Raw genomic sequence first — 13,117 nt, 5'->3', positions numbered from 1 at the left:
GATTTTATGCACGACGCGCTGACATGTGGCCGACGTTTTCGGACTTTCAATGTTGTCGATGATTTTAACCGTGAAGCTCTGGCTATCGAAATTGACCTGAATATCCCGGCGCAGCGGGTCGTGCGGGTGCTGGACAGAATAGTAGCATGGATAAGTAACATGCGGAAAGTGGGATTACCGGGAAGGCCCGCTTAACCATACAACAGCGCCGCCAGCGCAATCAAAGCGGGAATCGACTGCACGTAGAGGATCTTCCGGCTGGCGGTGGCTGCACCGTAGATGCCGGCAATCATCACGCAGCTGAGGAAAAACAGCTTAAACTGGAATCCTCCCTCGCCAAGCCACAGCCCCCACAGCAGACCGGCGGCCAGAAAGCCGTTATACAGCCCCTGATTTGCCGCCAGCACGCGGGTGCTGCGGGCAAACTCATCACTCAGGTTAAACGCCCTGCGGCCTGTCGGGGTGTCCCACAGAAACATCTCCAGGATCAAAATATAGATATGTATTGCCGCCACGAGGGCGATAAGTGTATTGGCTAGCATGGCGAGTCCCGATCAGCGCAAAGTTAATTAAAGTATAGGCAAACCCTGATGAACGTTAGGAAAACTCGGCATTTTATGGGTTCTGGCGGAGGAAACCGCTTCTCTTTGCGCGTTGGCTAATCCGATTATTATGTTGCCAGGACATGCTGAAGACAGAAGTGGAGACGTCGCAATTATGTTGATTGCCAGAGAGAACATTTTTCTGAATAAGAATTTTAGTCGTAAAGGGGAGATATTCCGGCGATGGCGAACGTGGCGGGCTGTAGCGCATACAGTGGAAAAAGCTGCGACATCGCCAGGCCGAAAGCGGTCCCCAATACCGTTCCCGGGGCCTGCATCGGGGCGAAAATCCCGCCGGGCGCGCCGGAGGAAAAGCACAGCAGGGTGGTCAGCAGGCGCAGAACAAAAATCAGCAGCATCTGTAACGAGAACGTACCCGAGGCGACTTCTGGGATCAGCAGGTGACCGCCGCCGTCGATGGCCGGAAACAGCGGCGTCATCACTCCGCAGGCACCACCGAGGATCGCCCCGGTGACCACCACTCGCCAGATTCGGCGCTGATAAATCCGCGCATAGAGATCCTGCATCACGAAAATCAGTTTGTTAAACAGCACCCCTACCGCGCCGAACAGCACGCCAGGCAGCAGATACAGTCACAGCGTCGGCACTGGTGCATCCGTCAGCTGGCCGACATCAATAATCGGCCGACCGCCGTTAAACAGCTGGAAGACGATGCTGGCCATAATCACGCCAATCAACACCGCGTTAATCGAAATCAGGTTGTAGCGGAACTGCGGGCGCATCTCTTCCAGGATAAACAGAATACCGGCCAGCGGCACATTGACGACGGATTCGGGTTCGTGGTATGGGCAACGTTGCTGAAAGATGCCAGGAATTCCAGACCCACAGCCCGTGTGATACAAAGGTTGCGCCCCGAACTTAATCAACCCGCCGTTCCAGTGCCGCAATCGCCTCCACGCGGGTTTGATGGCGCCCCCCCTCAAACTCCGCATCCAGCCAGGCATCAACAATCATTTTTGCCAGCCCCAGCCCCACCACCCGCGAGCCGAATGCCAGCACGTTGGTGTCGTTATGCTGGCGCGACAGCCGTGCGGAGTAGGGCTCGCTGCACACCACCGCCCGAATGCCGGGGAATTTGTTGGCGGTAATCGAAATCCCCACCCCGGTACCGCAAATCAGCAGCCCGGACTGCGCCTCGCCGTCAATAATCGCCTGTGCCACGGCGCTGGCGAAGTGGGGGTAGTCGGTGCGTTCTGCGCTCCAGGTTCCCTTATCGATAACCTCAATGCCCCGGCTCTCCAGGTGGGCAATAATGTCTTCTTTCAGGATAAAGCCAACGTGATCGCAGCCAAAAACGATCTTTTTCATACCCTTCTTCCTTATGTGTTTACTTCACTGTTTGTGGTTTTTTGTGATTAATTACGTATTTCCGTGCAAAAAATGCGCAATAAAATCTCATTTCGGCTCTGTTTTACACCGACGATTCAGCCATTTCAACAGCGATATACTGAGCGGTTGGCGTTAATGTTTCCGCTATCAATACGGCGAAATTTCTAAGGTGATGAATTTTATCGGGAAGGTGTGATTACAAAAATGCATTACTTCACGAAAAATAAAACTTTATGAATTTAAAAATATTGTGAAGTTGTTAGCATATTTCAAGCCGCGACTGTGGTGTTATAGTGTCGTCATCATTCATCAGGACAGAAGAGCGCGATGAGCCAGTCTGAATTTGAAAAAGAGCTTCCCCAGGGCATTGGCCTTGCCCCCTGGCTGCGGATGAAGCAGGAAGGTATGACCGACAACGAAAGTCGTATCGTTGACTGGCTGCTGAAGCCGGGCAACCTGAGTGACGCGCCGGCGATTAAAGACGTGGCGGAGGCGCTGACGGTATCAGAAGCGATGATCGTCAAAGTGGCGAAACTGCTGGGCTTTAGCGGTTTCCGCAACCTGCGCGCGGCGCTGATCGATTACTTTTCGCAATCGGAGCAGGTGCTTCCCGCCGAGCTGGCGTTTGATGAAGCGCCGCAGGACGTGGTCAACAAGGTGTTTAACATCACCCTGCGCACCATTATGGAAGGGCAGTCGATCGTCAACGTGGATGAAATCCACCGTGCGGCACGCTTCTTCTATCAGGCGAAGCAGCGCGATTTGTACGGTGTTGGCGGGTCGAATGCCATCTGCGCCGATATTCAGCACAAGTTTTTGCGCATCGGCGTGCGCTGCCAGGCCTATCAGGACGCGCACATTATGATGATGTCCGCCTCGCTGCTGAAAGAGGGCGACGTGGTGCTGGTGGTTTCCCACTCCGGGCGCACCAACGATTTGAAATCTGCCGTGGAGCTGGCAAAAAAGAACGGGGCGAAAATCATCTGCATTACGCACAGCTATCATTCCCCGATCGCTAAGCTGGCGGATTATATTATTTGTTCACCCGCACCGGAAACGCCGCTATTAGGGCGCAACGCGTCCGCGCGGATATTACAGCTTACTTTACTGGATGCGTTATTTGTTTCCGTGGCGCAGCAGAATATTGAACAGGCAACATTGAATATGCAAAAAACCGGCGCAATTGTGGATTTCTTTTCCCCCGGCGCGCTGAAGTAATGATATAAGCCCGTTCCGCAAAGGAACGGGCAACCCGTACCCCCTACAATGAGACTCTTTCCATGAATAAATATCTGAAATTGTTCAGCGGCTGCGCTATGGGCTTAATGTTATCCGCTAATGTATTTGCCGCCGCGGACTATGCGGTCATATTAAAAACATTATCGAATCCATTCTGGGTGGATATGAAAAAAGGCATTGAGGAGGAAGCAAAAACGCTGGGCGTTAGCGTGGATATTTTTGCTTCGGCCTCGGAAGGGGATTTCCAGTCGCAGCTCCAGCTGTTTGAAGATTTGAGTAATAAAAAATATAAGGGCATTGCCTTTGCGCCGCTCTCTTCGGTGAATCTGGTGATGCCCGTGGCCCGTGCCTGGCAGAAAGGGATTTATCTGGTGAATATCGATGAAAAAATCGATATGGATAACCTGAAAAAAGCGGGTGGCAACGTGGAAGGCTTTGTTACCACCGACAATACGGCGGTGGGTGCCAAAGGGGCTGCCTTTATTATTGATAAGCTTGGTGCAGAAGGCGGTGGGGTGGCGATCATTGAAGGCAAGGCGGGTAACGCCTCCGGCGAGTCGCGCCGTAGTGGAGCCACCGATGCGTTCAAAAAAGCTCCACAGATCAAGCTGGTTGCCAGTCAGCCCGCCGACTGGGACCGCATTAAGGCACTGGATGTGGCGACTAACGTATTGCAGCGTAACCCTAACCTGAAAGCGTTCTACTGTGCTAACGATACCATGGCGATGGGCGTGGCCCAGGCGGTGGCGAATGCGGGTAAAACCGGCAAGGTGCTGGTGGTGGGCACAGACGGCATCCCGGAAGCGCGCAAAATGGTGGAGGCCGGGTTAATGACGGCAACCGTGGCGCAGAACCCGGCGGATATTGGCGCAACCGGGCTGAAGCTGATGGTGGATGCCGCCAAATCCGGCAAGGTGATAGCGCTGGATAAAACCCCGGAATTTAAGCTGGTGGACTCTGTTCTGGTAACGAAATAATCGCTATTAAATAAAAGGTCAGTGCGATGGTTACGCCATATATATCGATGGCGGGGATCGGCAAATCCTTTGGTCCGGTCCACGCTTTAAAGTCCGTTGATTTAACGATATTTCCCTATGAAATTCATGCGCTGTTAGGGGAAAACGGCGCAGGAAAATCCACGCTGATGAAAGTGCTGTCGGGAATTCATGCACCGACAAAAGGCACGATTACGATTAACGAAATAGCTTACGACAAGCTCGATCATAAAATGGCGGCGAAACTGGGTATCGGTATTATTTACCAGGAGCTGAGCGTTATTGATGAATTAACCGTGCTGGAAAATCTCTATATAGGTCGCCACCTGACCAAAAAGGTGTGCGGCGTAAATATTGTAGACTGGAAAGAGATGCGTATTCGTGCGGCGATGATGCTATTACGCATTGGCTTAAAAGTCGATTTAGAAGAGAAAGTGGCGAATTTATCCATCAGCCATAAGCAGATGCTGGAAATTGCCAAAACTTTAATGCTCGATGCCAAAGTGATCATTATGGATGAACCCACCTCGTCATTGACCAATAAAGAGGTGGATTACCTGTTCCTGATTATGAATCAGCTGCGCAAAGAGGGCACGGCGATCGTTTATATCTCCCACAAGCTGGCGGAAATCCGGCGGATTTGCGACCGCTACACGGTGATGAAAGACGGCAGTAGCGTCTGCTCCGGCCGGGTTAGCGAGGTCAGCAACGACGACATCGTGCATCTGATGGTGGGGCGGGAGCTGCAAAACCGCTTTAACCGCATGAGAGAGAGCACCGGCAACATCGAGCGGGACACGGTGTTCGAGGTAAAAAACGTCACCAGCCGCGACCGCAAGAAGGTGCGGGATATCTCCTTTAGCGTTAGCCGCGGTGAAATCCTCGGCTTCGCCGGGCTGGTGGGGTCCGGACGCACCGAGCTGATGGACTGCCTGTTCGGCGTGGATAAGCGCAGCAGCGGCGAAATTCGTCTGAACGGCAAAGACATTTCGCCGCGTTCCCCACTGGACGCGGTGAAAAAAGGTATGGCCTACATCACCGAGAGCCGCAGGGAAAACGGCTTTTTCCCGAACTTCTCCATCGCGCAAAACATGGCTGTCAGCCGCAGCCTGAAGTCCGGCGGCTATAAAGGAGCGATGGGGCTGTTTCGTGAAGCGGAGGAGCGCCAAACTGCCGAAGCGCAGCGCCAGCTGCTGGCGCTGAAATGCCACTCGGTGGCGCAGAACATCACCGAGCTTTCCGGCGGAAACCAGCAGAAGGTGCTGATCTCCAAGTGGCTGTGCTGCCAGCCCGAGGTGATCATTTTTGACGAGCCCACGCGCGGCATTGATGTCGGCGCTAAGGCAGAAATCTACAAGGTGATGCGCGGGCTGGCCGACGAAGGCAAGGTCATCCTGATGGTGTCATCCGAGCTTCCTGAAATTATCGCCGTCTGCGACCGCATCGCCGTGTTCTGCGAAGGGCGGCTGACGCAAATTCTGACCAATCGCGACAACCTGAGCGAAGAGGAGATTATGGCATGGGCACTACCACAAGAGTGAAGGGCGATCTGGCAGAGAAAAAGCCGTTCAACTTCGCGCAGTTCTGGGACAAATACGGCACCTTCTTTATTCTGGCGATTATCGTTGCCATTTTTGGCACGCTGTCGTCGGAATATTTCCTCACTGCCAACAACATCACGCAGATCTTCGTGCAGAGTTCGGTGACGGTGCTGATTGGCATGGGCGAGTTCTTTGCTATCCTGGTGGCGGGAATCGATCTCTCGGTCGGTGCCATCCTGGCGCTTTCCGGCATGGTCACCGCCAAGCTGATGCTGGCGGGTGTTGATCCGGTGCTGGCGGCGCTGATCGGCGGCGTGCTGGTCGGCGGCGCGCTGGGGGCAATCAACGGCTGCCTGGTCAACTGGACGGGGCTGCATCCGTTTATCATTACGCTCGGCACCAACGCCATCTTCCGTGGTATCACGCTGGTGATTTCCGACGCCAACTCGGTTTATGGCTTCTCTTTCGACTTCGTTAACTTCTTTGCTGCCAGCGTGCTGGGCATTCCCGTGCCGGTGATCTTCTCGCTGATTGTTGCCGTGCTGCTGTGGTTCCTGACCACGCGGATGCGGCTGGGGCGCAATATCTATGCCCTCGGCGGCAACAAAAACTCGGCGTTTTACTCCGGCATCGACGTCAAATTTCACATGCTGGTGGTGTTTATTATCTCCGGCGTCTGCGCCGGGCTGGCAGGTGTCGTCTCAACCGCCCGTCTGGGTGCCGCCGAACCGCTGGCCGGAATGGGATTTGAAACCTACGCGATTGCCAGCGCCATTATCGGCGGCACCAGCTTCTTCGGCGGCAAGGGGCGCATTTTTTCCGTAGTTATCGGCGGCCTGATCATCGGCACCATTAACAACGGCCTCAACATCCTGCAGGTACAAACCTATTACCAACTGGTGGTGATGGGCGGGCTGATCATTGCCGCCGTTGCCCTCGACAGACTGATTAGCAAGTAAGGAACGATCGATGAAAATATCTCCCTCCCTGATGTGTATGGACCTGCTGAAATTTAAAGAGCAGATCGAGTTTATTGACCAGCACGCCGACTACTTTCATATCGACATTATGGACGGCCATTTTGTGCCGAACCTGACGCTGTCGCCGTTCTTTGTTGCTCAGGTCAAAAAACTGGCGACCAGGCCGCTGGACTGCCACCTGATGGTTACTCGCCCGCAGGACTACATCAGCCAGCTGGCGCAGGCGGGCGCGGACTTTATCACCCTGCACCCGGAAACGCTGAACGGCCAGGCGTTCCGTTTGATCGATGAAGTTCGCCGTTTGGGAATGAAGGTGGGGCTGATCCTCAACCCGGAAACGCCGGTTGAGGCGATGAAATACTATCTGCACAAGGCCGATAAGATCACCGTGATGACCGTCGATCCGGGCTTTGCCGGCCAGCCGTTTATCCCGGAAATGCTGGAGAAAATCACCGAGCTGAAAAACTTACGCGAGCGGGAAGGGCTGCACTATGAAATTGAAATCGACGGCTCCTGCAACCAGAACACCTACAGGAAGTTGATGGCGGCGGGTGCCGATGTGTTTATCGTTGGCAGCTCCGGCCTGTTCAACAACGCGGAAAATATCGACGACGCCTGGCTACGGATGGCCAGCCAGATCCTGGCGGCGAAAAAAGAGGTGAAGCCCCATGCATATACGGCCTGATGTGGTCGCCGGTGTGGATATGGGGGCCACCCATATCCGCTTCTGCCTGATGGCGACCGACGGTGGGATACTGCACTGCGAAAAGCGGCATACGGCGGAGGTGATTGCCTCAGGCGTGGTAGCGGGAGTGACCGAATTTCTCCAGCGCCAGCTCGCTACGCTGGAGGCGCGCTGCTGCGGCCTGGTGATGGGATTCCCGGCGCTGGTGGGCAAAGATAAGCGCACCATTATCTCCACGCCTAATCTGCCGCTGGCCGCAGACGAACTGCTTAATCTGGCCGAAAAGCTGGAGGTAAAGCTGGGCTGTCCGGTGGAGTTTGCCCGCGATGTGAACCTGCAACTCTCTTTTGACGTGGCGCAAAACGGCCTGACGCAGCAGCAGGTGCTGGCGGCCTACCTCGGCACCGGCATGGGTTTTGCCATCTGGCTGAATGGCGCACCCTGCACCGGCGCGCACGGCGTCGCGGGGGAGCTGGGGCATATTCCGCAAGGGGATATGGCGCTGCGCTGCGCATGCGGTAATCCGGGCTGCCTGGAAACCGTCTGTTCCGGTATCGCGCTGAAGCACTGGTATGAACGAGAGCCGCGCGATTACGCCATCGGCGAGATTTTTTTCCGCGCCGAGGACGACCCCTTTGTGCAGCAGCTGATTACCCACGCGGCGCGGGCGATAGCCACCGGCATCAACCTGTTCGATCCAGACGCGGTGATTCTCGGCGGCGGGGTGATGGATATGGTGAATTTTCCCCGGCTGGCGCTGATTGAACGGATAAAGCAGCACCTGCGCCGCCCGCTGCCGTACCAGGCGGTACAGTTTATCTCCGCGTCATCCTCGGACTTCAACGGCGCGCAGGGTGCGGCCACCCTGGCCCGGGGGCGTTTTATTCCGCAGGTGTGCGGTGAGGCGGTACATGGCTGAGGCAGGAAAGCGCAGGATGATCGCCCGCCGGTTCCGCCGTGCCGGAGGGGAATAATCGCTGGCGCAGCGTCGGCACCGAGCGTTCGGGATTAATGATGCCGCGCTCAACCAACACCGGTACCACCCAGCGGGCGAAATCGCGCAGGCTGTCCGGCGACAGCCACTGCGCCAGATTGATACCGTCGGTATCACTTTCCGCTAGCCAGGCGGTGAGCTGGTCGGCGATCTCTTCGCCGCTGCCAATCATAATGCTCTGTCGCCCCATTTTTCCGGGTGGGTCAAACACTTCGCGCAGCGTTTTACGCGGCTGGCCGGGTTCACCGGTAACCATCTTCAGCAGGGAACGGTTCGAGTTTGTGAGCTGCCAGTCCAGCGGTGAATCCAGATCGTGCCCCGCGAGATCCACACCGGTGCTGGCGGAATAATGAATCAGGGCACCTTCAACATCGTAGTATTCATGCAGCTCGGCAAAGCGCTGCCGCGCAAGCTCCGGTGTCTCTGCCGTTATCACCGTCACCGCACTGACAAACTTAATCGCCTCGGCCGAGCGCCCCTGAGCGATGGCGCTATTTTTCACCGCCGTCACCTGGGCCTTCACCGCCGCGGCGTCCAGACCGGCAACGAACACCACCTCGGCATGTTTGCCAGCAAATTCAACGCCGCGCGGTGAGCCCCTGGCCTGGAACAGCACCGGCGTTCGCTGAGGGCTGGGCTCAGACAGATGGGCATCGGGCACATTAAACCAGCGGCCTTTGTGCTGCACGCCATGTACCTTCTGCGGATCGGTATAAACCCCCGCTTGCTTGTCCCGCCGCACGGCGTCGCGCTGCCAGGAGTGCTGCCACAGCTTGTAGCACACGCTGAGAAACTCGTCGGCGCGCTCATAGCGTTCATCATGATCGATTTGCTGCGTCAGGCCCAGATTGCGGGCGGCGCTCTCAAGCTGCGATGTCACCACGTTCCACGCAATACGTCCCTTACTCAGGTGCTCCAGCGTGGTGAACTTGCGCGCCAGCAGCTTCGCCAGCTCAACCCAGCATTCCGTATCGGTATAGCGCCAGCCCTGCTCATCGGGGTGCCGCCACATGCCGTAGTTGAGATGGGATACCGCCGCCATGGTGAATGCGCTCAGAATAAACTCTTTTTTTGCCGTCATTTTCCCAATCCAGAAAACCTGATTACCGGCACAATAAAATAAATGATCCCTGGGAGGTAATTAACAAATCTGGTTATAGAAAGCTGATTTTCAGAAATCCAATAAACGACATAGCAAATGAGTTATTCATATTTCACGGCCATGATGCACATGTTAGGTTAATCATAATTACATAAAAAATAATTTATCCAATTTTAATAAAATGTGTCGACATTTTATTCGGGGGATCGCCATGCAAAAAAATCAACGCGGAAGCGCGATGGGTATTTCGCGCCGTCAGCTATTAAAACTCTCAGCCCTCTCAACCACCGCGCTGCTGGGCTTCGGCGGCACGCTACCGGTGTTTGCGGAAGAGGCGGAACAGTCACGCTACGGTAAGACATTAGTCATTGGCCAGGCGCTTGAGCCAACCATTTACGATCCCAATCGTCAATATTCCTATGAAACTTACCGCGTAGATAAACATATTTATGAGTCTTTAGTGGCGGAAGATCTTTATGTTCCGGCAGTAAAAGGCACGCCGCCGATTATTCCGGCGCTGGCGACTCACTGGGAAATCAGCGACGATGCCAGGGTATTTACTTTCCATTTGCGCAGCGGCGTAAAATTCCATGACGACACGCCGTTTGATGCGGAAGCAGTCAGATTTAACGTGCGCCGCTTTACCGATCCCCAGTTTGAATATTTCGATGCGCGCTCTCAGGCGGCGATGGCGCAGGTCTACAAAGATCTGGCCAAAATAGAGGTTATCGATCCGCTGACCGTCGCCTATCACTTTAACAAACCGTTCCCGGACTTTATCCGCTTTCTGCCGCAGGGCAACTGGGTATCCGGCATTTTCAGCCCGGCAGCACTGAAAAAATGGGGCCAGGACGGCCTGGCAGAACACCCGACCGGCACCGGGCCATATCGTTTTGTACTGCGCGTGCGCAACGACCGCACCGAGCTGGTTCGTCACGACGGCTGGTGGGGTAAAAAACCGTATATGGAGCGGCTGATTTTCCGACCGATCCTCGACGGCAGCACCGGCGTCAGCGCGCTACAGTCCGGGCAGGTGGATATTCTCTCGCGCACGCCAACCGATGCCGTCGATCTGCTGGAGCAGAGCGGCTACACGGTGCACGACAGCGTGGAGGCCAACCAGCTGTTCCTCGGCTGGAACTTTGCTAACCCGTTCACCAGCAAACTGGCAGTGCGCCAGGCGGTAATCAAAGCCATCAATCGCGAAGAACTGGTGAAATCGCTGCTCAACGGCCACGCGGTGGCCAGCTATAACATCCTGAATAAATCCAACGAGGCCTGGCTCGCCAGCCAGAGGGATTACGAATACGACCCGGAAGGGGCGAAAAAGCTGCTGGCGGATGCCGGATTTAAGCCGGGCGAAGTCACGTTCACCATCATTACCTACGATCAGAATCAGTCGGTGATTGAGTGGATCCAGCGCGATCTGGCTAAGGTGGGGATCGCCGTCAAGGTGGTATCGCAGGAGTGGATCACCTACAGCTCGCTCCTCGCAAACCTCGCGGAAGATACTGGGCTGTTCACCATGGAGTGGGGCCTGATTACCCCGCAGTGGCTGAACGTGGCGTGGAAGAACTACGTGGTCAGCCGTGGCAAGGGGGGCAAGGTGATTACCGGCGTGGCCGAGCTGATTGAACAAGCTTCCACCACCGCCGATCGGCAGCAGGCACTGGCGCTGTGGCATCAGGTCAACCAACAGTTCCAGCAGCAGGCGGCGTTTATCCCGCTGCTGGAGCTGAACCGGGTGTTTACCAGTTCACCCGCAGTACAGGGCTTTAACGTGCCCGCGCAGAACTTTTATGACCTTACCCGCGTGTGGTTGAAGGCATGATCCGCACCGTTGGGCTGCGTTTGCTTCAGGCCGTGCCGCTGCTGTTTTTGATTTCGCTGCTGGTATTTCTGATTGCCAAGCTGGCACCGGGCGATCCCATCAGCAATGCGCTGGCGGGCCAGCTGTCGAATGACGCCATCGAGCAAATACGCCGGGTTTACGGGCTGGATAAGCCCGCCGCCGTACAGTACCTGCTGTGGCTAAAAAATTTGTTGAGCGGCGACTGGGGCATCTCGCTGACCATGCGCACGCCGGTGATTGAGGTACTGAGCAGCGCCTTTGCCAACACGGCTATTCTCACGCTGGCTGCGGTACTGCTGTGCCTGATCCCGGGTGTGTTGATCGGCGTGGTATGTGGGCTGTGGCAGGGCACCCGCCGCGACAGGCTGGTGATGTTTGTCGTGCAGCTGGCGCATAACATCCCGGTATTCTGGCTGGCGGTGTTCTTTATCTGGTTTTTTGCGGTCAAGCTGCGCTGGTTCCCCGTTTCCGGCATGTACGACATGCGCGGGGACCACGGCTTTGCCGATCTGTTACATCACCTGTTCTTGCCTGCGCTGTCGACGGCGCTGATCTCCATGCTGATCCTCGCGCGGCAAATCCGCAACAGCGTCATCGCGATTATGGACGCCGACTATATTCGTACCTATCGCGCGCTGGGCTACTCGCGCACGGTGCTGCTATGGCGGCATCTGGGGCGCAACCTGCTGGCCCCGATCGTTAGCATTACCGGCCTGCAAATTGGTTACCTGCTCAGCGGGGTGATCTTTATTGAGAAAATCTTCGCCTGGCCGGGTATCGGTACTCAGTTGTATAACGCGGCGGCAGGCCAGGATTATCCGACCATCCAGACCGGTGTGATGCTGGTGGCGGTCTGCTTCTTCGGGGTTAATTTGCTCAGCGACCTGCTGCAGGACTGGCTGGACCCACGCCACCGGGAGGTCCTGTGATGCGCCGCTCGTTCATTTTTCTTCACCATCTGGCGCAGCACCGGCTGGCGCTAACCGGCCTGCTGCTGCTGGTGGGTATCGCGCTGGTGACGCTGCTGGCACCGTGGATTGCCCCCTACGATCCGCTCCAGTCGTTTGATGGCTTACGCCTGAAGCCGCCGGGAACGCCCGGTCATCTGCTTGGGCTGGATAACCAGGGCCGCGATATACTCAGCCGCCTGATTTGGGGCGGCCGCAGTTCTCTGGGCGCGTCGGTGCTGCCGGTGATCTTTGCCGCGTTGGTCAGCCTCATCCTCGGCATGCTGGCGGGCTGGCGGGCCAACGCGTTCTCTGAGCTGATTATGCGCGGCATGGATATGCTGTTTGCCTTCCCGATGGTGCTGCTGGCGATTGGCCTGTCTGCCGTGCTCGGCAGCGGCTATCTCACCGTCACCATTACGCTGGTGTGCAGCGTTATTCCCTATCTGACCCGGGTGGTCTACCGCGATACCCGCGCGGAAAGCGCCAAAGAGTATGTTGAGGCGTTGCGCGCGCAGGGGGCCAGCACCGCAGATATTTTGCTGCGTGAGCTGTTGCCCAACGTCGCCACGCCGCTGCTGGTATACACCACCTCGCTGCTCGGCGGCATGGTGGTGTTCCTCGCTGGTCTGAGCTTCCTCGGGCTGGGCATTCAGCCGCCGCAGGCCGACTGGGGCAGAATGGTCAGCGAAGGCACCCAGATGATGATCCTCGGCGCACCGCACCTTGCCACGGCACCGGCCATTGCCATTGTCGTGGTGTCGCTGGCCTTTAACTGGCTGGGAGATGGCCTGCGCGATCTCCTTGACCCGTGGCGCTAAGGAATCGAA

At 56.3% G+C, this 13,117-nt stretch carries 12 protein-coding genes and 2 pseudogenes; 10 read left to right on the top strand and 4 right to left on the bottom strand.

The window, feature by feature from the left end; translation table 11 throughout:
• A pseudogene (locus AC07U6_RS11440) lies at positions 1-150 on the top strand (IS3 family transposase); the annotation flags it as partial.
• A 41-nt stretch (positions 151-191) separates the two neighbouring features.
• Here the strand turns inward: AC07U6_RS11440 and AC07U6_RS11435 are convergent.
• From AC07U6_RS11435 to rpiB, 3 genes and pseudogenes are all read right to left on the bottom strand, one after another.
• Positions 192-542 carry a DUF1304 domain-containing protein gene (locus tag AC07U6_RS11435; protein ID WP_494761853.1) on the bottom strand — a complete coding sequence of 117 codons (351 nt, stop codon included), beginning with the start codon at positions 540-542 and terminating at the stop codon, positions 192-194.
• Positions 543-757: 215 nt separating this feature from the next.
• Positions 758-1,381, bottom strand: a pseudogene (locus tag AC07U6_RS11430) (chloride channel protein).
• A 100-nt stretch (positions 1,382-1,481) separates the two neighbouring features.
• Positions 1,482-1,931: a bifunctional allose-6-phosphate isomerase/ribose-5-phosphate isomerase RpiB gene (rpiB, locus tag AC07U6_RS11425; protein WP_494761854.1), complete on the bottom strand. Its 450-nt coding sequence runs from the start codon at positions 1,929-1,931 to the stop codon at positions 1,482-1,484.
• A gap of 348 nt (positions 1,932-2,279) precedes the next feature.
• Here rpiB and AC07U6_RS11420 point away from each other — a divergent pair, with 348 nt between their 5' ends.
• The 6 genes from AC07U6_RS11420 to alsK all read left to right on the top strand — a co-directional run bounded on the left by AC07U6_RS11420 (position 2,280) and on the right by alsK (position 8,311).
• On the top strand, positions 2,280-3,170 hold the full coding sequence (locus AC07U6_RS11420) for a MurR/RpiR family transcriptional regulator (RefSeq protein WP_205065441.1): 891 nt from the start codon (positions 2,280-2,282) through the stop codon (positions 3,168-3,170).
• Between the two features lie 62 nt (positions 3,171-3,232).
• Positions 3,233-4,168 carry a D-allose transporter substrate-binding protein gene (alsB, locus tag AC07U6_RS11415; RefSeq protein WP_494761855.1) on the top strand — a complete coding sequence of 312 codons (936 nt, stop codon included), beginning with the start codon at positions 3,233-3,235 and terminating at the stop codon, positions 4,166-4,168.
• Positions 4,169-4,194: 26 nt separating this feature from the next.
• Positions 4,195-5,727, top strand: coding sequence for a D-allose ABC transporter ATP-binding protein AlsA (gene alsA, locus AC07U6_RS11410; RefSeq protein WP_494761856.1), 1,533 nt, complete (start codon positions 4,195-4,197; stop codon positions 5,725-5,727).
• A complete protein-coding gene (gene alsC, locus AC07U6_RS11405) occupies positions 5,706-6,686 on the top strand; it encodes a D-allose ABC transporter permease (protein ID WP_494761857.1) in 981 nt (326 codons plus the stop codon). The genes alsA and alsC overlap by 22 nt, the downstream gene beginning before the upstream one ends.
• 10 nt (positions 6,687-6,696) lie before the next feature.
• Positions 6,697-7,392: a D-allulose 6-phosphate 3-epimerase gene (gene alsE / locus AC07U6_RS11400; RefSeq protein ID WP_494761858.1), complete on the top strand. Its 696-nt coding sequence runs from the start codon at positions 6,697-6,699 to the stop codon at positions 7,390-7,392.
• The gene (gene alsK / locus AC07U6_RS11395) at positions 7,376-8,311 is read left to right on the top strand and encodes an allose kinase (RefSeq protein WP_494761859.1); all 936 of its coding nucleotides are present in this window, start codon (positions 7,376-7,378) and stop codon (positions 8,309-8,311) included. Before alsE ends, alsK begins: the two co-directional genes overlap by 17 nt.
• Here alsK and AC07U6_RS11390 read toward each other — a convergent pair.
• Entirely contained in the window at positions 8,274-9,467 is a 1,194-nt protein-coding gene (locus tag AC07U6_RS11390) for an NtaA/DmoA family FMN-dependent monooxygenase (protein ID WP_494761860.1), read from the bottom strand. The two genes, alsK and AC07U6_RS11390, sit on opposite strands and share 38 nt — an antisense overlap.
• Before the next feature lie 232 nt (positions 9,468-9,699).
• Here AC07U6_RS11390 and AC07U6_RS11385 point away from each other — a divergent pair, with 232 nt between their 5' ends.
• Genes AC07U6_RS11385 through AC07U6_RS11375 form a run of 3 tightly spaced genes read left to right on the top strand, consistent with a single transcriptional unit; the run spans position 9,700 to position 13,108 of the window.
• Positions 9,700-11,319 (top strand): ABC transporter substrate-binding protein, encoded by a 1,620-nt coding sequence (locus AC07U6_RS11385; RefSeq protein WP_494761861.1) that lies wholly within the window; start codon positions 9,700-9,702, stop codon positions 11,317-11,319.
• Positions 11,316-12,269, top strand: coding sequence for an ABC transporter permease (locus AC07U6_RS11380; RefSeq protein ID WP_494761862.1), 954 nt, complete (start codon positions 11,316-11,318; stop codon positions 12,267-12,269). The genes AC07U6_RS11385 and AC07U6_RS11380 overlap by 4 nt, the downstream gene beginning before the upstream one ends.
• Positions 12,269-13,108, top strand: a complete 840-nt coding sequence (locus tag AC07U6_RS11375) for an ABC transporter permease (RefSeq protein ID WP_494761863.1) — start codon at positions 12,269-12,271, stop codon at positions 13,106-13,108. Before AC07U6_RS11380 ends, AC07U6_RS11375 begins: the two co-directional genes overlap by 1 nt.
• Positions 13,109-13,117: the final 9 nt, after the last annotated feature.

The organism is Erwinia sp. GW821-FHT03D09 (genome assembly GCF_059420805.1).
The sequence above is the reverse complement of the archived record's forward strand: the minus strand, read 5'-3'. Positions and strand labels throughout refer to the sequence as shown.